The sequence below is a fragment of the Pseudomonas sp. PB120 genome, from assembly GCF_009761815.1.
Taxonomy (GTDB): domain Bacteria; phylum Pseudomonadota; class Gammaproteobacteria; order Pseudomonadales; family Pseudomonadaceae; genus Aquipseudomonas.
The window spans coordinates 160,019-180,066 of sequence record NZ_RWIN01000038.1 but is presented as its reverse complement, the minus strand read 5'-3'; the positions used below and the strand labels follow the sequence as shown (position 1 = coordinate 180,066).

The 20,048-nt window shown below is 59.7% G+C and carries 17 protein-coding genes; 2 read left to right on the top strand and 15 right to left on the bottom strand.

Features of this window, described 5'->3' with window-relative positions; all coding sequences use genetic code 11:
* Positions 1-218 precede the first annotated feature (218 nt).
* A complete protein-coding gene (locus tag EJA72_RS07125; protein ID WP_157710780.1) occupies positions 219-2,114 on the top strand; it encodes a sigma-54-dependent Fis family transcriptional regulator in 1,896 nt (631 codons plus the stop codon).
* 191 nt (positions 2,115-2,305) lie between these two features.
* On the opposite strand, the gene EJA72_RS07120 is transcribed toward EJA72_RS07125, so the two are convergent.
* From EJA72_RS07120 to EJA72_RS07110, 3 genes are all read right to left on the bottom strand, one after another.
* Entirely contained in the window at positions 2,306-2,488 is a 183-nt protein-coding gene (locus EJA72_RS07120; protein ID WP_157710779.1) for a hypothetical protein, read from the bottom strand.
* 83 nt (positions 2,489-2,571) lie between these two features.
* Positions 2,572-3,366 carry a glycosyltransferase gene (locus EJA72_RS07115; protein WP_157710778.1) on the bottom strand — a complete coding sequence of 265 codons (795 nt, stop codon included), beginning with the start codon at positions 3,364-3,366 and terminating at the stop codon, positions 2,572-2,574.
* 59 nt (positions 3,367-3,425) lie between these two features.
* The gene (locus EJA72_RS07110; protein WP_157710777.1) at positions 3,426-3,635 is read right to left on the bottom strand and encodes a co-regulatory protein PtrA N-terminal domain-containing protein; all 210 of its coding nucleotides are present in this window, start codon (positions 3,633-3,635) and stop codon (positions 3,426-3,428) included.
* Positions 3,636-3,883: 248 nt separating this feature from the next.
* Here EJA72_RS07110 and EJA72_RS07105 point away from each other — a divergent pair, with 248 nt between their 5' ends.
* Positions 3,884-6,010 (top strand): TonB-dependent siderophore receptor, encoded by a 2,127-nt coding sequence (locus EJA72_RS07105; protein WP_157710776.1) that lies wholly within the window; start codon positions 3,884-3,886, stop codon positions 6,008-6,010.
* Positions 6,011-6,124: 114 nt separating this feature from the next.
* Here the strand turns inward: EJA72_RS07105 and EJA72_RS07100 are convergent, their stop codons facing one another.
* From EJA72_RS07100 to EJA72_RS07045, 12 genes are all read right to left on the bottom strand, one after another.
* Positions 6,125-7,597 (bottom strand): aldehyde dehydrogenase family protein, encoded by a 1,473-nt coding sequence (locus EJA72_RS07100; protein ID WP_157710775.1) that lies wholly within the window; start codon positions 7,595-7,597, stop codon positions 6,125-6,127.
* Complete coding sequence (locus tag EJA72_RS07095) at positions 7,590-8,417, bottom strand: ABC transporter permease (protein WP_157710774.1); 828 nt, start codon at positions 8,415-8,417, stop codon at positions 7,590-7,592. The genes EJA72_RS07100 and EJA72_RS07095 overlap by 8 nt, the downstream gene beginning before the upstream one ends.
* 1 nt (position 8,418) lies before the next feature.
* Positions 8,419-9,336: an ABC transporter permease gene (locus tag EJA72_RS07090; protein ID WP_157710773.1), complete on the bottom strand. Its 918-nt coding sequence runs from the start codon at positions 9,334-9,336 to the stop codon at positions 8,419-8,421.
* Between the two features lie 31 nt (positions 9,337-9,367).
* Positions 9,368-10,510, bottom strand: coding sequence for a PotD/PotF family extracellular solute-binding protein (locus EJA72_RS07085; RefSeq protein WP_157710772.1), 1,143 nt, complete (start codon positions 10,508-10,510; stop codon positions 9,368-9,370).
* A 39-nt stretch (positions 10,511-10,549) separates the two neighbouring features.
* Positions 10,550-11,665 carry an ABC transporter ATP-binding protein gene (locus EJA72_RS07080; RefSeq protein ID WP_178129139.1) on the bottom strand — a complete coding sequence of 372 codons (1,116 nt, stop codon included), beginning with the start codon at positions 11,663-11,665 and terminating at the stop codon, positions 10,550-10,552.
* Positions 11,666-11,769: 104 nt separating this feature from the next.
* Positions 11,770-12,579: a response regulator transcription factor gene (locus tag EJA72_RS07075; RefSeq protein ID WP_157710771.1), complete on the bottom strand. Its 810-nt coding sequence runs from the start codon at positions 12,577-12,579 to the stop codon at positions 11,770-11,772.
* 235 nt (positions 12,580-12,814) lie between these two features.
* Positions 12,815-14,119 (bottom strand): FAD-binding oxidoreductase, encoded by a 1,305-nt coding sequence (locus tag EJA72_RS07070; protein ID WP_157710770.1) that lies wholly within the window; start codon positions 14,117-14,119, stop codon positions 12,815-12,817.
* Between the two features lie 339 nt (positions 14,120-14,458).
* Positions 14,459-15,751 carry an OprD family porin gene (locus tag EJA72_RS07065; protein WP_157710769.1) on the bottom strand — a complete coding sequence of 431 codons (1,293 nt, stop codon included), beginning with the start codon at positions 15,749-15,751 and terminating at the stop codon, positions 14,459-14,461.
* Positions 15,752-16,074: 323 nt separating this feature from the next.
* On the bottom strand, positions 16,075-17,655 hold the full coding sequence (locus EJA72_RS07060) for an arylsulfatase (protein ID WP_157710768.1): 1,581 nt from the start codon (positions 17,653-17,655) through the stop codon (positions 16,075-16,077).
* Between the two features lie 241 nt (positions 17,656-17,896).
* Positions 17,897-18,526 (bottom strand): SDR family NAD(P)-dependent oxidoreductase, encoded by a 630-nt coding sequence (locus EJA72_RS07055; protein ID WP_157710767.1) that lies wholly within the window; start codon positions 18,524-18,526, stop codon positions 17,897-17,899.
* A complete protein-coding gene (locus tag EJA72_RS07050) occupies positions 18,523-19,170 on the bottom strand; it encodes a TetR/AcrR family transcriptional regulator (protein WP_157710766.1) in 648 nt (215 codons plus the stop codon). Before EJA72_RS07050 ends, EJA72_RS07055 begins: the two co-directional genes overlap by 4 nt.
* Before the next feature lie 52 nt (positions 19,171-19,222).
* A complete protein-coding gene (locus EJA72_RS07045) occupies positions 19,223-20,047 on the bottom strand; it encodes an SDR family NAD(P)-dependent oxidoreductase (RefSeq protein WP_157710765.1) in 825 nt (274 codons plus the stop codon).
* Position 20,048 lies beyond the last annotated feature (1 nt).

Genomic DNA, 20,048 nt, shown 5'->3' with positions numbered 1-20,048 from the left:
GTAACAACCTGCCCCTGAGCAAGGCCCGGGCCATCTCCGTGAAAGCCCCGTTGCAGAGCGGCTGGCGCAGTACTGTTCAGGCGGTGGCTCGGATCTATGTCACGAATCTGGAAATGACGGATGACACAGTGTCACTCGGTGCAAAAAGCGCTCGTTGCGAGCTTTTCATATAAGCTGCGAACAGACCCGTGTCCTAACCGTAACGGAGAACAAGAACAATGAAGCCGGCCCTGATCAACGCCCATGCACAGCAGGTGCTGCAAGCCGTGCAGGGCATTCACGCCAACCACAGTCCGATTGCTGACCGGGCCATCACACGGTCCTGGCGCCGGTGTCTGGATCAGTATCAGCTCGATCCTGCCAGTCGGCGCGCACCTAACGTCTTAGAGCATCCACGCTTGCAGGATCACCGCGCACCACTGGAGCACATCATCGGTGTGGCGCACTGGCAGATGAACAACCTGCACCAACAACTCGGTCGTGATGGCCACGTGGTGCTGCTCACCGATGCTCGGGGTGTAGCGATCGACAGTGTGTTCAACGAATCCGAACGAGCCGAATTTCAACGTTCCGGGTTGTGGCTTGGCTCGGTCTGGAGTGAGGACTGTGAAGGCACCAACGGTGTTGGCACCTGCCTGGTCGAGCAAAAGCACGTCACCATCCGTCGTGATGAGCATTTCCGTGGCAAGCACGTCGGTCTGACCTGTTCGGCGAGCCCGATATTCAATGCGAGTGGAGAGTTGCTGGCCGTGCTCAACCTCTCTTCTGTGAGGGATGACCTCAGCCTTCAGCAACACTTCCAGGCCATGGCACTGACCAACCTGTCCGCCAAGCTGATAGAGAGTTGTTTTTTCCTGGGGCATGATCCGCAGCGATACTTGCTGCGCTTTCACCCTGAGGCAGGCTTCGTTGGGCTGCTGGGTGAGGGACTGCTCAGTTTCGACGAGAGTGCGCGTATTTGCTCCGTCAACCCTGCTGCGCTGGAGCTGTTGGGCCTCAGTCGTGATCAAGTGATCGGCCAGTCTCTAACCATGCTGTTGGAAACACCTATCGAGCAGGTAATGAGCCAGGCCAGCGCTCAACCGAGTGTCTGTTGGCCGATGCGACTTCTGAACGGACGCCAGTTCTACGGGCAGCTACGAGAACCCGTGCGCCAGGCGCCCTTGGTCATTCCCGCAACTCCCAGCTTCAACGACGTGCACGTCTGCCTGGAAGACCCACGCCTGCAACGAGGCTTTGCTCGCGCGTTACGTGTTTTGGAACGTGACGTTCCGGTGTTTTTGCAGGGCGAAACCGGCACTGGCAAAGAAGCGTTTGCGGCGGCGCTGCACCGTGCCAGCTCCCGTGCCAACCAGCCGTTTGTGGCGATCAATTGCGCAGCCATCCCGGAAGCGCTGATCGAAAGCGAGCTGTTCGGCTATCGCGGCGGCAGCTTCACCGGTGCTCGTAAAGACGGGATGATCGGTAAGCTGGAACAGGCCCACGGCGGCATACTGTTTCTGGATGAGATCGCCGATATGCCGCTGGCATTGCAGACTCGGCTGCTACGCGTTCTGGAGGAGCGTCAGGTGGTGCCTTTAGGCGGCGCGACGGCACGTCCCGTGGACATTCGCCTCATCAGCGCCAGCCACCAGGATCTACACGCCTGTGTGGCCGAAGGGCGTTTGCGCGAGGATCTGTTCTACCGCGTTGCCGGGTTTGCCGTGCAGCTCCCACCGCTGCGCGAACGATCGGACAAGGGGCGTTTGCTTGATCTGTTACTGCGCGAGGAGTCGGCGGGCGCCAGAGTTCGGTTGGAGGAGGGCGTCAGACAGCGTCTGTTGGCTCAGCCTTGGCCAGGCAACGTCCGGCAGTTGCGTACGTGCCTGCGCACACTGGTAGCGTTGGCGCTGGAGGGGCGTGTCACACTGGAGGACTTGGCGGAGTTGCTGCCGGCAGCACCAGAAGAAGTCGAACTGGCCGAAAATCCATTGGGCCTATCCGAGCGGCAGACGCTGCTCACGCTAATTGAGGCGGAACATTGGCATATCGCCCGTGTTGCCGCACGCCTGGGGATCAGCCGCAATACGCTGTATCGCAAACTGCGACATCACGGTATTTCACGACCTGGTTGAACGCAGGATGACATTGTCGCGTTTCTTGCTTTTGTGGTCTTGGACTGAGGGAAGAGGTGACATGTGCTCTGGACTTTATCGACGCGAATGGCGCGGGACGATATCTAAGTCTGGGCCATACAGCTCGCGTGACTGGCCACTTTCTATGGGGCGTTATGGCAACCGACCCGATGAAAAGGTCCCTTATTTTCTCAACTTGCCTTGCGGGCATCGTCAAAACGCTCGGTGCGCTTCAGAGTTCTGCGCAGCATACGTGCCCGGCTCACGGCATCAGGCGACGGATTGAAACCGCTGTCATCCTCAACAGCGTCGCGCGCAGTTGGCGTTGAGGTAAATGCCGAAAAGATCACGTTCAAGCCAAAGACATTTTTCATAGGTTGCTCCAGATCATAGAAGAATGGAGCAACGGTAATCGCGCGTCGTCACCTTGAAAAACAAAGAGCAGGCATACCCGTTATCAACGGCCGCGATTTTCAACGGCGAAGCAGCTCTGCTCGTACATCCGAACCCTGCGGTGATTGCGCGCATAACCGCCCATCGCTGACACGGTGCCGCTTTGAATGTGATCCAGGTACCGGAACATCTTTCGCGGAGAAACAAAGCGCACCGCGTAGCCGCGGGCCGTCATGCGGTCCTGCAGTTCGTAACCCGGATTGCGGTCATCCATTTGAAAGTGAAAGCCGTGGTGCTTGATGAGCGCCACATTCCACAGTGTGCAGAAACTCTTCAGATGCTTTTCTCGATACGGCTTGGGCGCTCTTGCCTGAACGCCGAGCGCCAACAGACTCCGGCGGGTGTAGTGCTTGCAAAAACGTGAGGCAAGGCGCCAGGCCGAGCGAACGACTCCCCGATCCAACTGCTCCAGACAGCCCACGGCTGCCACTTCGCGGTGCCACATGCATTGGTCGATCATCATCGCGAAGACGGCCGGGTCGTAAATGAAGGTGTCGGTGTGCATCAGAAACAGATAGTCGGTTTCAACCCGCTCCAAAGCGAGGTCCAGCGCCCGACCATGGGCAAGATTTCCCGCTTCGGGGCCTGTGTGTTTGCGCTCGATCAGTTCGATCCAGTCCAGCGAACGCAAGTACTCGCTGCTCGCATCGTCGGAGTGGTTATCCACCACGATCACCGGAACACCCGTCCCGCGCAGCGCCTCCTGCAAAAGCGTGAGACAGGTCTTGGTCAGATCAAGCGTTTTGTAGTTGACCAACGCAATGCTGAAGTTGGCGGGCGTTGGAGTTGGACCGTTCATAACCTGTTGAACCTCGATAATTTAGCCGATGCCGCGCAAGATTTTCAGAATTGACGGGGTCAATTCGAACGCGAGACGTCATTGGAGGAGGTGTTCTGGTTGCTGACCGTAGCGGTAGCCGTGTTAGCCCCTGACGGTAGAGGCGTGGCCATGGCGGTGGCCCTGGCGGCTTCCATTTTCGCCATCACGGTATCGCCACCGCCTTCTGCCATTGCGGCGATGGAGGCAGTCATCAAGGTCACGATCAAAAGGGCTTTAAGGCTGTTCATGTGTGTACTCCAGTGGTGAGTTGAGCCAACGCGGTGTGGGTTGGCTTGGACTCATCCTGACGCTCACGGCCTTTCGCGCTGTTCGCCGCTAAATGAATTTTTCGACAGGTTTGTGGCGGCACACAAAAATTACATCCAGAAAATACAAATGCGAATACGTATCAAAAGCCGATAATGTGGTATACCATGCGCCGCAAATTATTGGCATGTATGCCGCCCTATTTGGCTATTTACACAAGGTTCTTTCGATGCGTCGTACTTTGGTGTCTATCTGTGTGCTTCAGGCTTTTTCCGCCTCATCCTGGGCGGAGCAAGCAACAACCGATAAGGCCAGCCTGGAGCTACAAGCGACCGACATCGTCGGCACCTCGGAGTACGAAACGGCCCAGGGGCCGGTGAAGGGGTACCGTGCAACGCGCTCCGCCAGCGCGACGCGAACCGACACGGCGATTCATGAAACACCGCAGTCGATCAGCGTGGTCACCAAGGATGTGGTCGAGGACATCGGGGCCACCCGCCTTCAGGACGCGCTGGACTACGCCGGCGGAGTGGGGCGGGCCAACAACTTCGGTGGCCAGGGGCTGACCACCTTTACGGTGCGCGGATTTACCACCGGCGAGTTCTATCGCAACGGGTTTCCGATCAACCGTGGTTACCCGAACATGCCGGATGCAAACACCATCGAGCGGCTGGAAGTACTGCGCGGCCCTGCAACGACGCTCTATGGCCGGGGTGATCCTGGTGGCACGTTCAACGTGGTTTCTAAGCAACCTCTGGCTGAACGCACGGTGACGCTGGGCAGCCAGCTTGACGATCAGGGAATGAAGCGCGGCACACTGGATGCCTCCGGCCCGCTCGACGAAGAAGGCCGTCTGGCTTATCGCCTGAACGTGGTGGGAGAGGGCGGTGATACCTTTCGCGACCATGTCGAAACCGAACGCTATGGCGTGACGCCGGTTATTTCCTGGCAGGCCACCGACGACACCAAGGTGATCTTCGAAGGCGACTTCATGCGCAACAACCACCCGCTGGATCGCGGCCTGACGCGTTATCCCAATCAGGTTGGCACCGCGTCGCGCGACACGCTCTTCGGAGAAAAAGACGTCGGCAAATTGCACAACGACAACAACATGGCCCAACTGCGTTTCGAGCATTTCCTGAATGACGACTGGACATTGGGCGGCGGTTTCCAATGGCTCGATGGCACCTTGCAAGGCAACGCCGTCGAAGCCAATGGCGTGGCAGCCGATGGGCGCACGCTGGGGCGCAACTTCAACTATCGCAAGCTGGAGTGGACGGACAAGGACACCCAACTGAACCTCACCGGGCATTTTTCAGCCGGCGGCTTCGACCACACCTTGTTGACCGGCATCGAGTACGAAGATTACGACTACAAATCCATCATCCAGCGCTCCAGCGGTGCGGTCAGTGCCTACCCGATTGATATTTTCAACCCGGTGTATGGCCAACCTCGCCCGGCGCTGACCCGCACCCCGACCAACGATAAGGAAAACCTCAAGACCTACGCCGCGTTCGTTCAGGATCAGGTGGCATTGACTGAACGTTTGAAGGTTTTGGCAGGCGCCCGTTTCGAGCGTTTCGAACATGATTACGAAACCTTTGTACCCGGTGGCAGAAGCTGGGAAGCGAGCGACAATGCAGTGACGCCGCGTCTTGGCGTGCTTTATGACCTCACTGAAACCGTGGCGGTTTATGCCGATACAGCGCGCTCATTCAAGCCCAATACCGGGGCCAGCCGTCAGGGTGGCGGCTTTGAGCCAGAAAAGGGCAAGTCCTATGAAATGGGCGTCAAATGGGAAGCGCTGGATCGTCAGCTGAGCGTGGACGCGGCGATCTATCAGATTGAAAAACGTAACGTCCTGACCACCGACCCCGTGGACTCGACCTTCAGCGTGGCGGCTGGCGAAGTACGCAGCCGTGGCCTTGACCTGAACGTGGCGGGCAATATCACCCCGCAGTGGCGAGTGATTGGGGGCTATGCCTATGTCGACGCCGAGGTCACCAAAGACAACGTGATCCAGTCGGGCACCCGGCTGATGAACATTCCGAAAAACAGCTTCAGCCTGCTCAACGTCTATGAGTTCCAGGACGGCACTCTCAAAGGACTGGGCCTGGGTGCGGGCGGCAAGTATGTCGATGAACGTGCGGGGCAAACGGCTAATACGGCGTTTTCGATGGGCAGTTACACCGTCGTCGATCTGCTTGGCTTCTACAAGATCAATGACCAGGTCCGGCTGAATCTCGATGTGAAAAACGTCTTCGACCGGGATTACGAAGAAGGCGCCTTTGGCAATGTCTACGCTTACCCGGGTGAACCGAGAACGGTGCAGGTCGGTATTTCTTACACCCTGTAGACGAACCCGAACATTGAATTCAAAAGGCCCGAAAAGGGCCTTTTTTATTTCGCGTTTGTTCAAGGCAAGCAATACCCGTCGTAGGGAGGGTGCTTGAACTAAAGAACCGACCGACTATTTCAGGTACCAGCCCCATGGCTGGTCGCTGACGTATTCGGTCACTTGCTTCACCTCCAGATAATTGTGCAGCCCCCATTCACCGAGTTCCCGGCCAATACCGCTGTGTTTCATGCCGCCCCAGGGTGCTTCGACGAAGGTCGGTTGCGAGCAATTCACCCAGATAATCCCGGCGCGCAGTTGGTTGGCGACGCGGGCGGTGCGTTGCAGATCAGCGCTCATCACGGCGGCGGCGAGGCCGAAGCGGCTGGCGTTGGCCATTTGCAGGGCTTGCTCTTCGGTCTTGAAGCGCTTGATGCACAGCACTGGGCCGAACACCTCTTCGCGCCAGAGGATGCTGCTGTGTCCGGGCTCGTCAAAGATGGCCGGTTCGATGAAATAGCCCTCCGGCAGATGCGCCGGCAGCCGCCCCCCGGTGAGCAGGCGTGCACCGCTGGCCAATCCCTGATCGATAAAGCCGAGGACCTTATCGTGCTGTCCTCGGCTGACCAAAGGCCCCAACAGCACGCCGGCTTCCATCCCGGGGCCGATGGTGATCTTGCGGGTTTCCTCCACCAGTCGCTCGATCAACCGCGAGGCGATGTTTTCCTGGACCAGCAAGCGAGAAGTGGCGCTGCACACCTGGCCCTGGTTCCAGAAAATCCCGAACAGAATCCATTCCACCGCCGCCTCGACATCGGCGTCGTCGAACACAATGAACGCAGACTTTCCGCCGAGCTCCAGGCTGATGTTCTTGATGTCACGAGCGGCCGCCGACATGATTTTTGCCCCGGTGGGCACGCTGCCAGTGAAGGCCAGTTTGTCCACGCCCGGGTGTTCGGTGAGCGGGCCGCCGGCGTCGGCACCCAGACCGGTCACGACGTTCAGGACCCCGGCCGGCAAACCGATGCGGTCGGCAGCCGCAGCCAGTTCGAGCGCCGTCAGCGGCGTCAGTTCGGACGGTTTCAACACCACCGAGGCTCCGGCGGCCAAGGCAGGCGCGACCTTCCATGCCGCCATCAACAATGGGTAGTTCCAGGGAATGATCTGCCCGGCGACACCGATCGGTTCATGGCGGATGCGGCAGCGAAAACGCTCGTCCGGCAGTGCCAGCGGTTGGTCCTGTTGTTGATCCAGTTCCCGCGCCAGCCCGGCGTAGTAACGAAAGCAACCGATCGCATCGGCAACGTCCCACTGCGCTTCGGGCAACGGTTTGCCGTTGTCGCGCACTTCCAGTTCAGCCAGCGCCTGTTGACCACTGGCCAGTTCATCCGCCAACGCTTCCAGCCACTGCGCACGCTCGGCGCCTGTGGTCTGGCTCCAGCCGTTATCGAACGCTCGTCGGGCGGCGCGCACCGCATGATCGACGTCTTCTTCGGTGCCCGCGGCAACCCGATGGAAAGCCTGTCCGGTGGCCGGGTCGATGACGTCCAGGTAACCGCCCAGGTCCGGGCTGACCCACTCGCCGTTGATGTAAAGCTGATCACGCATGGTGAGACTCCTGGAGGCCGGTGCGGCGGTTTTGCAGGTGGCGGGAAGTGAACAGCAACGCCAGCGACGCGCAGATGATGACGGTCGACACCGCATTGATCTCCGGGGTCACGCCGCGGCGGATGGATGAAAAGATGTAGATCGGCAAGGTTGTTTCGGAGCCGGCGACGAAGAACGCGATGATGAAATCGTCGAAGCTGAAAGTGAACGCCAGCAGAAACCCGGCCATGATCGCCGGACTGATCTGGGGCAGGGTGACCCGCCAGAACGTTTGCATGGGGGGCGCGTAGAGGTCGGCCGAGGCTTCCAGCAGGGCCTTGTCCAGTGAATCGACGCGGCTGCGCACGATCACCATGACCAACGCCATGGTGAACAGCGAGTGCGCGGCGATCACGGTAAAGAAGCCCATGTTCAACCGTGGCAGGCTGGGTATCCAGCTCGCCAGCAACGGATTGATCAGGTCGAACAGGGTAATGAAGGCAATCAGCGTCGAGATGCCGATGACGATCCCGGGAACGATGATGGCGCAATAGGTCAGCGCATCGAACAGCAACCGCACTTTGGCGCCGGCACGTTGCAAACCAAACACCGCGAGCGTGCCGAACAGGGTGGCAATCACCGCTGAAGTGAAGGCAATGAACGCGCTATGGCCCAGCGCTTCCATGATGAACGGGTTGCCAAACGCGCGACCAAACCACTGCACCGAGCAGCATTCGAACGCCAGGCCACTGCGCCCGGCGTTGAAGCTGAACAGCACGATCAATGCGATGGGTGCGTAGAGAAACAGGTACAGCGAAGTCGAATAGCTGCGCAGCCACATGTCACAACCCTCCGTCGGCAGGGCGGCCGCCATAGCGCGCCACGAGTTTCAAATACACGCCGATGATCAGCAACATCATCGCCACCAAGGTCATTGCCAGCGCGCTGCCGAAGGGCCAGTTGCGCGATTGCAGAAACAGGTCGACCAGTGCGTTGCCGACAAAGAACACTTTGCCGCCGCCGAGAATGGCCGGGATCAGGAACTCGCCCATCAACAAGATGAACACCAGCATCACCCCGGTAATGATCCCGGGCGCTGAGAGGGGCAGGGTGATCCGCCGGAAGCTTTCGAGCGCGCTGGCCCCCAGGTCCGCCGAGGCTTCGAGCAGGCGCTTGTCGAGTTTTTCCAGGCTGACGTAAATCGGAAACACCATCAGCGGCAAGTAGCCGTAGACGATGCCGATCAGCACCGCCCACGGCGTATTGATCAGCCGCACGTCTTCCAGGCCAAGGCTGGCGAGCAAGGCCGGAATGCCCTTGCCGCTGAGGATGAAAATCCAGGCGTACGTGCGAATCAGGAAACTGGTCCAGAACGGCACTATCACCAGCGTCAGCAGCAGCGAGCGGTTCTTGCTGACCTTGACCGCCAGGAAATACGCCAGCGGGTAAGCCGCCACCAGGCACACCAGCGTGCCCAGCGGCGCCAGCATCAGCGTGTTGCTGAACGCCGCGCCACGGGAGCCGAGGTTCAGGTAGTTGGCCAGTGTGAAGCCACCGGCGTAACCGCCCACAGCGCTGCGCTCGCCGAAACTGAAGACCAGAATGATCACCAGCGGCATCAACAACAGCAGCAGGAACCACAAGGTCGAAGGCAAGAGCATCAGCCAGGTGATCCGCCGGCCGAGGCTGCGCCGTTGGCGAACCTCGACCGACAGGGCAGTGCCCGGCTTCACCGTTTGCGGGTGGGTGGCGGCGTTCATGGGTGACTCCTCATTGGCCATGGCCAGGCGATCAGGCGGACTTGAAACGAGCCATCAGCTCGGCGCGCGCCGGACTGGTGAGCGTCGCGGCGGCACCAAACTCCAGAGGGCTGAGCGCTTCAGCGGCCGGGTACATGATCGGATCGTCGAGCATCGCGGTAGGCAGCAACGCATCAACGCGCTTGTCGCCGCTCGGGTAGCCGTGGCTCAGCACTTCGAGCTTGTTGTGCTGCGGATCGAGCAGGTAGTTGATGAAGGCGTAGGCCGCGTCCTTGTGTTCCGAGCTTTTGGGAATGGCAAAGAAGTCACTCCACAGTTCGCCACCTTCCTTGCCCAGTTCGAACTGCATCTTCGTGTTGTCGCGGTGCAACTGAGAGGCATCGCCGGTCCAGGACATCGCCAGCCAGGCATCGCCGCTGCGCATGGACGGCTGGATGTCGGAGTTGATGGCGAACAGGTGCGGCTTGACCTCGATCAGCAGTTTTTCGGCATCGGCCAGTTCTTTCGGGTCCAGGGAGTTGAAGCTGTAGCCGAAGCTTTTCAGTGCGTTGCCAATGGCGGTCAGCTGGTAGTCGTGAACCATCGTCCGGCCGCTGGCGGGGCCTTGGGCTGCTGCCCAGAATTCTTTCCAGCTGGCGGGGCCGTTCTTCAGTTTGCCGGTGTCGTAGAGCATGCCGGTGGTGCCCCAGTTTTTTGGCACCGCATACACCTTGCCGTCCACAGTGCCTTGCGCCATGAATTTTTGCTGGAACGCCGACGCCTCGAAGTTGGGAATGCGCGACAGGTCCAAGGGTTCGATCAGGCCCAGGCCAACGTAAGTGCTGATGGTGTAGTTAGTCGGTACCAGCACGTCCCAGCCGCTGCCACCGGCCTGCAATTTGGCGAGCATCTCTTCGTTGGAACCGAACACGCTCATCGACACGCGCGCACCGGTGGTTTTGGCGAAGGTGTCGAGGTTTTCCTGGCTGTGGTAATTCGGCCAGGTCGCCAGCGACAGGCGATCGCCGAGCTTGGCCTGCTCGGCGGCCTCGGCGGTTGAGGTCAGCAGGCCGGGCATGTTGGTGGCAACCACCGCGGCGGCAATCCCCAGGCCGGTGCGGCCAAGGAACTCGCGGCGGCTGATCGAGCCGTTCTGCCAGCTACGCAGGGTTTTGATAAAGGTCTTCTGGTCCATAGCACGCTCCACATCCGGTTGATGAAACGAATCGATGATTTACAACGCCATGGCCAGGCCATTGGCGTGATCCCAGCCGACGCTCACTGCAGCGCCGTGTTCGAATGCATTGGCGCCGTGATCCTGCTGGCGCGGCACCCGCACGCACACCACGCCGAAGGCCTGGGTGCGCACGCGGTATTCGGTGGAATTGCCGAGGTAGATGCGGTCTTCCACACAGCCTTGCAGCTTCACTTCGCGGGCCAGTTCGGCGTTGGCGGCGGTGATGCTGATCAGCTCCGGGCGCACCGCGATGCAACCGGCGGCGTCGGCGCTCAAGGCTCTGCCGGTGGGCGTCAGCGGGCTGGTCAGTTCCAGTCCTTGCTCGGTGCGCAGCACCACGGAGTTGCCCTGAAGGTGGCGCACGGTGCCGTTGAACAGATTGGATTCGCCAATGAAATCGGCGACGTAACGACTGGCCGGCGCTTCATACAATTGTTCGGGGGTGGCGGTCTGGATGATCGAACCGTTGTGCATCACGCTGATGCTGTCACTCATCGACAAGGCTTCTTCCTGATCGTGAGTGACCAGCACGAAGGTGATGCCGACTTCGCGTTGCAGGCGCAGCAATTCGGACTGCATCTCCTTGCGCAGCTTGCGGTCCAGCGCCGCCAGCGGCTCGTCCAGCAGCAACACGGTTGGCTTGTTCACCAGCGCCCGGGCCAGGGCCACACGCTGCTGTTGACCGCCAGACAGCTCACTCGGCTTGCGTTGGCCGAAGCCGCTCAGACGCACCATTTCCAGCGCTTCATCCGCCATGCGCAGCTGGGCTTTCTTGTCGGGGCGCGGGGTCCGATAACGCAGGCCATAGGCGATGTTCTGCGCCACGGTCAGGTGCGGGAAGAGGGCGTAATGCTGGAACACCATGTTCACCGGGCGCTCAAACGCCGGGACGCCGGCCACGTTCTTGCCCGCCAGGCGCACTTCGCCGCTGGTGGGCTGTTCGAAGCCGGCGATCATGCGCAGGGTGGTGGTTTTGCCGCAACCGGAACCGCCGAGGAAGGAATGGAATGAGCCGCGACGCACCGCGAAGTTCAGGCCATTGACGGCTGACACCTCGCCATAGCGTTTGACCACATTGCAGAATTCGATATCGCTTGACGTAGTGTCGTTCACAGTCCGGCTCCCTTGCAGTGATGAATCAATGCGTCGGGGGCCAAACTAGCAATCGGGGTTTTGCGCTGTATATATCCCTTGGGGGATAGAGTCGGTTTCAGGTGTCAGGCTTCGACAAGCAGCTCCTGGCCTGTAAGGTCGCGAATAAACAGCCCGAGCAATTCGGACTGGCTGCCGATGCCGAGCTTGGCGTAGATGTTCTTGCGGTGAATTTTCACCGTGCCAGGACTGATGTTCAGTTGTTCGGCCACCGAGGCGCTGGAGTGACCGCGCAGCAGCAGCTGGACAATTTCCTGTTCACGGCCGGTGAGGATGTGCGCGCCGAACTGATCGAAGGCTTCGCGGATCTTGAAGTCCAGGTCCTGCGCCGGGCGCGGTTGCTGGGCTTGACGCAAACGCCAGGCTTCATTGATGACCTGTTCAACCACGGCCTGTGCGCACTCGATCAACTGCATCTCGTCACGACTGAAAGCACAACTGGCGGTGGATCGCATCAACGACAGCACGGCCATGGCGCCGCCACCGAGGTCGACGAAAAACGCCACTTCTTCGGCCAAGCCGGTTTGCTGGTAATACGTCAGGTAATACTCACCGAGGTAGAAGTGGTCGGGGGCGAACTGTCGCAAACGCCACAGTCCAGGCGCTTGCCCGCGGGTGCAGGCCAGGTAGAACGGATCAAGCAAATAGGGCCCGCACTGATAGTCATCGACATACACCGCACGCTTGTCGGCTGCGAAAGTGTCGAACAGCGCCAACGGCCGATGATTGCCTTCGTAGACGAACAGAACGAAGTGATCGACCGGGCAGACTTGCCGCAACCAATGACTTAAGCCCGCCAGCCGCGCATGCCCGGGAGGAAGGTCCAGTAAATGGGCAACACCGCTGGTCCAGAGTTTCAGTTCCTTGGGGCGCATGGGGGCTTCAAACGAGTCAGGGGTGAGAACAGATGCACGAAATGCGCCATGGCAGGATCGGCCTTATGTGGCGGGGAGGGCGGTGCAGAGTCGATCTGCAGGGCGCACCTCAACAGTGCCAAGTGTCACCGAGTGCTACAGGACTGGTAACAGCGTGGTTGGACGGCTAGCAGGTTCTTCATCATGAAGACCGGGAGTGTCGTTCCCGGTCATCTGTGAAGAACCTTTTTATGGGCTATCGGCGAAGCTTTTCCAGCATCTGGTAGTACCACATGCCCACCGACAGCATCGGGTTGCCGAACACATCGCCCAGCGGCACCTTGATGTGCTTGCACCCGGCGAAGGTATCGAACTTCGCCAGTGTGCCCGTCAACGCCTCAGCCATGATCTCTCCCATGATATGGCTCGTCGCGATGCCATGCCCGGAATAGCCCTGGCAATACCAGACGTTGTCCGACACCTTGCCCAACTGCGGAATGCGATTCATCACAATGCCCATCGCACAACTCCATTGAAAGTCGATGTCCACGCCCTTTAGCGCCGGGAACGTGCGCTCGATGCACGGGCGCAGTTCGGCGGCGATGTCTCGCGAATCGCGCCCGGAATAGTTGGCACCACCGCCGAACAGCAATCGACCATCGCCCGTCAGACGGTAGTAATCGAGAACAAATCGACAGTCATAAACGGCCAGGTCGTGCGGGTTGATCTTGCGCGCCAACTCGCCGAGCGGAGCGGTGGTGACAATGCCGCCCATGGCCGGGAAGATCTTGCCCTTGAGCTGTTTGCGCTCAAGCTTGTGGTAGACGTCGCCGGCCAGCAGGACCTGGCGCGCATCGATCCGGCCCTGGGCCGTGATAACCGCAGGCCGGTCGCCATGGACGATCTCCAGCACTTCAGAGTTCTCGAAGATCAATGCGCCCAGGCTCTGTGCGGCGCGAGCTTCACCCAGACAAAGATTGAGCGGGTGCAGGTGCAGGTTGCGGGTGTTTTTCAACGCGCCCTGGTACAGCTCGCTGCCCAGATGCTCGCGCACGCTGGCCTGATCGAGCAGGGTGACCTGATCGCCCATACCGCGTCGTTGTGCTTCATCGTGAAACGCTCGCAGTACGTTCATGTGTGAGGGCTTCATCGCTGCATGCAAATGACCGCGCTTGAGGTCGCAGGCAATCGCGTACTTGCTCACCCGTTGCTCGATGATTTCATGGCCACGCCAGCGCAGGTGCCAGATGAAATCGTCCACTTCGTCGCCCAGGCGTCTGCGCATCTGTTGGCGCATGGCCTCGTCGCCCGACAGGCTGCCGGTGACCTGGCCACCGTTGCGCCCGCTGGCACCCCAGCCGATGCGATTGGTTTCGACAATCGCGACCTTGAGTCCGCGTTCGGCCAGCTCCACGGCGCTGGCGACACCGGTGAAGCCGCCACCGATAATCACCACGTCGACGCTGACCTGACCTTGTAATGTCGGGTACTGGGTCGGGTCATTGAGGCTGGCGGTGTAATAGGAGGCGCTGCGTTGGGCTGCGCCAATGGCAGTGTGCATAGCTGAAGTCATGCGATCGATTGCTCTGAAAAATGAATGCCGGTCAGGCGCGGGTCTGATACCGGCGCCAGTCCTGTTGGGGCTAACGAATTCGAATCGATGCGATGACTGCATCTGGCGGGCGCGCATGACGGCAATGAAACAGCGCCCAGAACGCCAGAATGATATTGGAGAGGGGGTTTTCGCAGGAACGGGCTTTTGCCTTCGGGAAGGAAGGGCGGAGCGGGTGACGGATCAAGCGCGGGAGCGAAATCATGGCTTCAGATATTCACACCGCTTGAAGGTTCATTAAATCGGGATTTGTGAACCTTTAGTTGTTGCTTGGTTAAACATCCGCACTCAGAACCCCAGCGGGTACTGGATCACCACGTAGATCCGGTCAATGTCATCACCCGCCTGAGCGCTATTAGCCCGGTGCGAGACGTGGGACAGTTGCACTGAAAGATCCTTGGCCGCACCGGACTGGACGACGTAGTGCAGGTCGATATCACGCTCCCAATGACGGCCGCCGTCGCCTTGTTGTGGCTGGTACTCACCGGTGTCCGCGTCGAACGGGTTATAGGCGCCACCTTTGGGTGCGTGGGTGCCGTCGATGTGGCTGCCGGACACGTAGCGGGTCATGAAATTCAGACCGGGAATGCCGAACGCACCCAGATCGAAATCATAACGGGCTTGCCACGAGCGTTCGTGAGCGCCATTGAAGTCAGCGTATTTGATCGAGTTGGCCAGATAGATCGAGTCGCCGCCGACGAAATCAAATGGCGTGTCGCCGTTGATCCGTTGCCAGCCGAGCAGCACCGCATGGGGTCCGAATTTGTATTTGCCTGAGAGACTGAAAGCGGTGTTATCGATTTCTCCGGCCAGTGCCTCACCAGAATCCCTGGTGTGATACAGGTTGGCGTCGAGCAATACACCTGACTGTTTGAAGTGCAGATTGGCATAGTACTGGTGCCAGGTTTCACTGAGGTCGGAGGCGTACAGCGCACCTCCTAGTGGACTGTCGCTGAACAGATCCGCGCCGACAAAGCTGATGCCGCCAGCCTTCGTGTTGGCGCCATACCCCTGAAAGTCGCCCTTGCCGGTTGATTGGTCCTGGTTCTTGAACGCAGTGAAATGCCCGGCGACCAGGTTCACATTGTCGATTTCGCGGCTATTGAGCAGAAAACCCGTGGCGTATTCCGGTTGCAGGCGTTTGTCCGAGGTATCGAATACCGGTGTCTCTACGGTCATTTCGCCAAAGGCGAGGATGGTGCGCGAAGTTTTCAGCTTGAGCGCGCCGCCAGCGCTGGAATAGTCGCTCTCGCTGCGACCGTCGCTGTCCACCGGCAGCAATCCAGTGCCGGAATGACCCTTGCCGCCGTCCAGTTTCAGCCCGTAAAAAGCATGGGCATCGAGACCGAAGCCGATCGTTCCTTCGGTGAAACCGGATACGAACGTACCGATAAACCCTTGAGCCCATTCCTGTTTGTAATTTTTTCCGCTGGGCGATGGCGAGCGGTAGTCGCTGTTCAGGTAGAAGTTGCGAACGAGTACGTCGGTTTTGGCATCATCGGTAAAACCACCGGCGAGCGCGGTTTCGGTCAGTGCGAACAACACTACGGACCCGATTAAGAATTGGGTGAAGACCTTCATTATTCAATGACCCGCGACGGTGGAATGCGGGTCAATGATCGAGTGGATTTGTAGGGGGTGATTGAGTGAATGTGCTCAGTTGTCGACAGCAACATGGCGGGGATCCACAGTGCCGGGCAGGCGACGTAAGGGGCAGGTATGGCCGACGATATGCTGGCGACACGTGAGGATATTGCGGATGGCCTTATATAAAACTCAAATTAAACACGAATCCTGTTGGAGCTGCGGTGCGGCCATCCGACTTGCCAGCTCCGACAGCGAATGTGTTCGCATTCCATAAAAAAGTCCGCTCGCCGGCAAGAGCGAGCGGCGGTCGAGCGGTCTTACTGTGTGGCTTTCATTTTTTCGGCAATTTTGGCATCTACGGCAGCACGGATCTGGTCAACACTGAAGCTGGCTGGTTTCTGACTCGGTGGATATTCGACGAAGGTTTGCAGGAACCTGGCCGCCTTGGCCACACCCGCTGCCAGCAGGTAAGAGTTCTTCACGGTCCAGTCGTAATACTGATCCGAGACCATGTCGGCCCTTTCATAGGGGTCCATCCGCAAGTTGAACAGTTTGGGCACGCGCAACGGCACGAACGGGCTGCTCCATACCATGAAGCCTCCGGGCTCGCGTTGCTCGGCGAACACCACTTTCCAGTTGTCGTAGCGCATCGACACCAGCACGCCGTCATCGTTGAAGTAGTAGAACTCGCGACGTTCGCCCTTGGGCTGTTGGCCAGTCAGGTAGGGTAGTTGGTTGTAGCCGTCCAGGTGGACCTTGAAACTGCTGGCACCCGAGGTGGGCGCCCAGCCTTTGAGAAGCTTGTTTTTTACATCGTTTTCGCCGGCAGCAGCGAGCAGCGTCGGGAACCAGTCCATGCCCGAGAACATCTCGTTGGACACTTCACCTGCCTTGATCTTGCCTGGCCAGCGCACAATGGCCGGAACACGATAGGCGCCTTCCCAGTTGGAGTTCTTCTCGTTGCGGAACGGCGTGGTCGCCGCGTCCGGCCAGGAGAACTGGTTCGGGCCGTTGTCGGTGGTGTAGACCACGATGGTGTTGTCGGCGATTTTCAGGTCATCAAGGGTTTTCAGCAGTTTACCAACGTCGCCGTCGTGTTCGAGCATGCCATCGGCATATTCGTTGCCGGGCATGCCGCTCTGACCCTTCATCGAATCACGCACGTGGGTAAACACGTGCATGCGGGTGGTGTTCATCCAGACGAAGAAAGGTTTATCCGCCTTGGCCTGTTTCTCGATGAACGCTTGGGCGGCGGCGGTGGTTTCATCGTCGATGGTTTCCATGCGCTTGGTGGTCAGCGCACCGGTGTCTTCGATCTTGCCGTCGGCGAAGCTGTGAATCACCCCGCGTGGGGTGCGGGATTTGACGAAGTCCGGGTCATCCTTGGGCCAGTAGGGGCGTTCGGGTTCTTCCTCGGCATTGAGGTGATAGAGATTGCCGAAGAACTCGTCGAAACCGTGGTTGGTCGGCAGGAACTCGTCCTTGTCACCCAGATGGTTCTTGCCGAACTGGCCGGTGGCATATCCCTGGGACTTGAGCGCCTGGGCGATGGTGATGTCGCGCTTCTGTATCCCGATGGGCGCACCCGGTACACCGACTTTCGTCAGACCCGTGCGCAGCGGTGACTGCCCGGTGATGAACGACGAGCGTCCGGCAGTGCAGCTGTTCTCCGCGTAGTAGTCGGTGAACAGCATACCTTCGTGGGCAATGCGGTCGATGTTCGGCGTCTTGTAGCCGACCACACCCATGGAATAGGCGCTGATGTTGGTCTGGCCGATGTCATCGCCGAAGATCACCAGAATGTTGGGTTTTTCCGCGGCGCCGGCCGTTGCCGACAGCGCCATGACCGTAGTCGCCATCAGGGCGAGTTTCGGCAGCCACTTTTTTATGCGAGTCATCTGACTGGCTCCTTGTTGACGGGCGTCGCGCAGGGCGACCAGTCTCCATGTTCGAGCGTCTTGCGCGTCGACACGCCACCCAAATCAGGTGGCTGCGAAAACTGGCCGGGCGATGCGGATCACGTGGTTAGAGTCAGTCTTCCGTAGACGATGGCTTGCCAGCGATGGCGTTTTGACAGCGGCGTAATGTTTGTAGGCATATTCGCCGGCTAGCCAGCGTCTACGGTAGGTGGGCGTTCGCTCAGATGTTGTGGCTGTCGATGTGCAGCACGGCACCGGTGACGCTGGCACCTGCACCGCTGGCCAGCAAAAGCAGGGGGCCGTTTAGTTTTTGAAGGGCGGCGCCCTTGTCCCGACCGGCAGCGATGACGTTGACGCGAATGCGGTGTGGCGTCAGCGACTGGGCCATGGCACGGCTCATTCGGATCAGGCTGCTGTTGCTGCGCAGGCAGGGGTTGGGCACGCTGATGGGGCGGGGCGGCTCGATATTGACGATGCTGCCACCGCGTTCTGCCCTGATCATATGCAGGCTGGTGCAGTGAACGAGGTGATTGTTCAGGGCCATGTGCTCGTGTTCGCAGCTGTTGTTGATCAGTACATCAACGCTGCCGAAACGTTCCTGCACGACGTCTAGCGCGGCTTCGATGCTGGGTCGACGTGCATTGTCGAGACTGACGATCAACACTTCGCCACCTTCCCAGCGCAGGTCTGCCGCCAATTGCTCCAGTTGCGAAGGGTGCTGCGCGCCGAGCGCCACCCGGGCTCCGGCAAGGCTGATCAGACGGGCGAAATGCGCGCCCAGGCGGGTAGTGGCATCGGCCACCAGCACCGTCTTGCCGGCCATGGAAAACGGCTGCATGAGGTCGCTCATGAACGAATCTCCATCGGTGCGGAGCGCCGATTCACCACGGTTCGCGGGGCGCAGACCCGCGGCGACGGGACGGGTGTGACACCGAGCATTTTCAGCACCAGCTCCGAGTAATGTCGAATAACGTCATCAATGCCCCAGCAACCTTTGTCCTGGTACCAGACGCAGGCGTGGGTAAGCATGTTGAACAGGGTACGCGCCATCAGTTTCGGTTCGGCGCAACTGAGCGAACCATCCTTGACGCCCTGTTCCAGCAGTTCCTGCAACGCTTTCAGGTACAGGCGCCGGGCCTGGCGGACCTGTTCCAGATCCTCTTCGTCGAGGCTTCTGCACTCCAGGTTGCCGAGCTTGGCCTCGTCCTGATGTTCGAGGTGATAGCGCACGTGGCAGGCGATAAAGGCGCGCAGTTTTACATCGGCGGTCACAGCCTTTTTCGGCCGGCGCCGGGTCCACTCCCGAGACAACCCCTGGAAGTACTCGAGGATCAGCTCCAGCAGTAGTTCGTTCTTGTCTTTGTAGTAAAGATACAGCGTCGAGGCGTTGACGCCGGCTTCAGTGGCGAGCTGACGCAGACTCATCGAGCCGTAGCCGTTACGCGAGATCAGTTTGATGGCGGCCAGGCGGATGTTGTTTTCAGTCATGTTCATGGTTTGATCCTGCGGCCTGTGGGAGCGAGCACGCTCGCTCCTACGGTTTTATTTATTGCAGATTGCCGGCGACAGCGATGGTCTGTGCGGTGATGTAGTTCGACTCCGGCGAGCAGAACAGATACACCGCGTCCGCCGCTTCCTGCACGGTGCCCGGACGACCTAGCGGGTTGCGCTGGGCGAAGGATTTGGCGGCTTCCGGGCTGATGCCGACACGGATGTCCCGGCCTTCGATGTTCACGGTCGCACCGGCGTGGGCGTCGGCCTTGGTCATGCGGGTTTCGATGAAACCGAAGGCCACGGCATTGACGTTCACCTTGAAGCGGCCCCACTCGCGCGCCAGCGCACGGGTCATGCCGATCACACCGGCCTTGGCCGAAGAGTAGTTCATCTGTCCGGCGTTGCCGTTGAGGGCCGACACCGAAGAAATGTTCACCACTTTGCGGAACACCTCGCGCTCGGCGGCTGCATCCGCCTGAGCCTGGGCCTTGATGATCGGGTAGGCCGCACGCAGGATGCGGAACGGCGCGGTCATGTGGCAGTCGAGGATCGCGTACCACTGCTCGTCGCTCATCTTCTGGATCACGTCGTCCCAGGTGTAACCGGCGTTGTTGACGATGATGTCGATGCCGCCAAAGGTGTCCATCGCGGTCTTGATGTAGCGGTCGCCGAAGTCCGGGGCGCTGACGTTGCCGTGGCAGACCGCGGCTTCACCGCCCCTCTTGCGGATCAGTTCCGCGGTCTCGTGGGCCGGATCGGCGTCCAGGTCGTTGATCACGATGCGTGCGCCTTCGCTCGCCAGTTTCAGGGCGATTTGCTGGCCGATGCCGCGGCCGGAACCGGTGACCAGTGCGACTTTGCCGTCGAGTTTTGCCATG

Bases quoted from the DNA above. Each gene is read 5' to 3' on its own strand.
- EJA72_RS07065 (WP_157710769.1), bottom strand. From the start codon at position 15,751: ATGAAGGTCTTCACCCAATTCTTAATCGGGTCCGTAGTGTTGTTCGCA.
- EJA72_RS07115 (WP_157710778.1), bottom strand. From the start codon at position 3,366: ATGAACGGTCCAACTCCAACGCCCGCCAACTTCAGCATTGCGTTGGTC.
- EJA72_RS07045 (WP_157710765.1), bottom strand. From the start codon at position 20,047: ATGGCAAAACTCGACGGCAAAGTCGCACTGGTCACCGGTTCCGGCCGC.
- EJA72_RS07120 (WP_157710779.1), bottom strand. From the start codon at position 2,488: ATGAAAAATGTCTTTGGCTTGAACGTGATCTTTTCGGCATTTACCTCA.
- EJA72_RS07125 (WP_157710780.1), top strand. From the start codon at position 219: ATGAAGCCGGCCCTGATCAACGCCCATGCACAGCAGGTGCTGCAAGCC.
- EJA72_RS07105 (WP_157710776.1), top strand. From the start codon at position 3,884: ATGCGTCGTACTTTGGTGTCTATCTGTGTGCTTCAGGCTTTTTCCGCC.
- EJA72_RS07050 (WP_157710766.1), bottom strand. From the start codon at position 19,170: ATGAACATGACTGAAAACAACATCCGCCTGGCCGCCATCAAACTGATC.
- EJA72_RS07055 (WP_157710767.1), bottom strand. From the start codon at position 18,526: ATGAGCGACCTCATGCAGCCGTTTTCCATGGCCGGCAAGACGGTGCTG.
- EJA72_RS07060 (WP_157710768.1), bottom strand. From the start codon at position 17,655: ATGACTCGCATAAAAAAGTGGCTGCCGAAACTCGCCCTGATGGCGACT.
- EJA72_RS07085 (WP_157710772.1), bottom strand. From the start codon at position 10,510: ATGGACCAGAAGACCTTTATCAAAACCCTGCGTAGCTGGCAGAACGGC.
- EJA72_RS07110 (WP_157710777.1), bottom strand. From the start codon at position 3,635: ATGAACAGCCTTAAAGCCCTTTTGATCGTGACCTTGATGACTGCCTCC.
- EJA72_RS07090 (WP_157710773.1), bottom strand. From the start codon at position 9,336: ATGAACGCCGCCACCCACCCGCAAACGGTGAAGCCGGGCACTGCCCTG.
- EJA72_RS07095 (WP_157710774.1), bottom strand. From the start codon at position 8,417: ATGTGGCTGCGCAGCTATTCGACTTCGCTGTACCTGTTTCTCTACGCA.
- EJA72_RS07075 (WP_157710771.1), bottom strand. From the start codon at position 12,579: ATGCGCCCCAAGGAACTGAAACTCTGGACCAGCGGTGTTGCCCATTTA.
- EJA72_RS07100 (WP_157710775.1), bottom strand. From the start codon at position 7,597: ATGCGTGATCAGCTTTACATCAACGGCGAGTGGGTCAGCCCGGACCTG.
- EJA72_RS07070 (WP_157710770.1), bottom strand. From the start codon at position 14,119: ATGCACACTGCCATTGGCGCAGCCCAACGCAGCGCCTCCTATTACACC.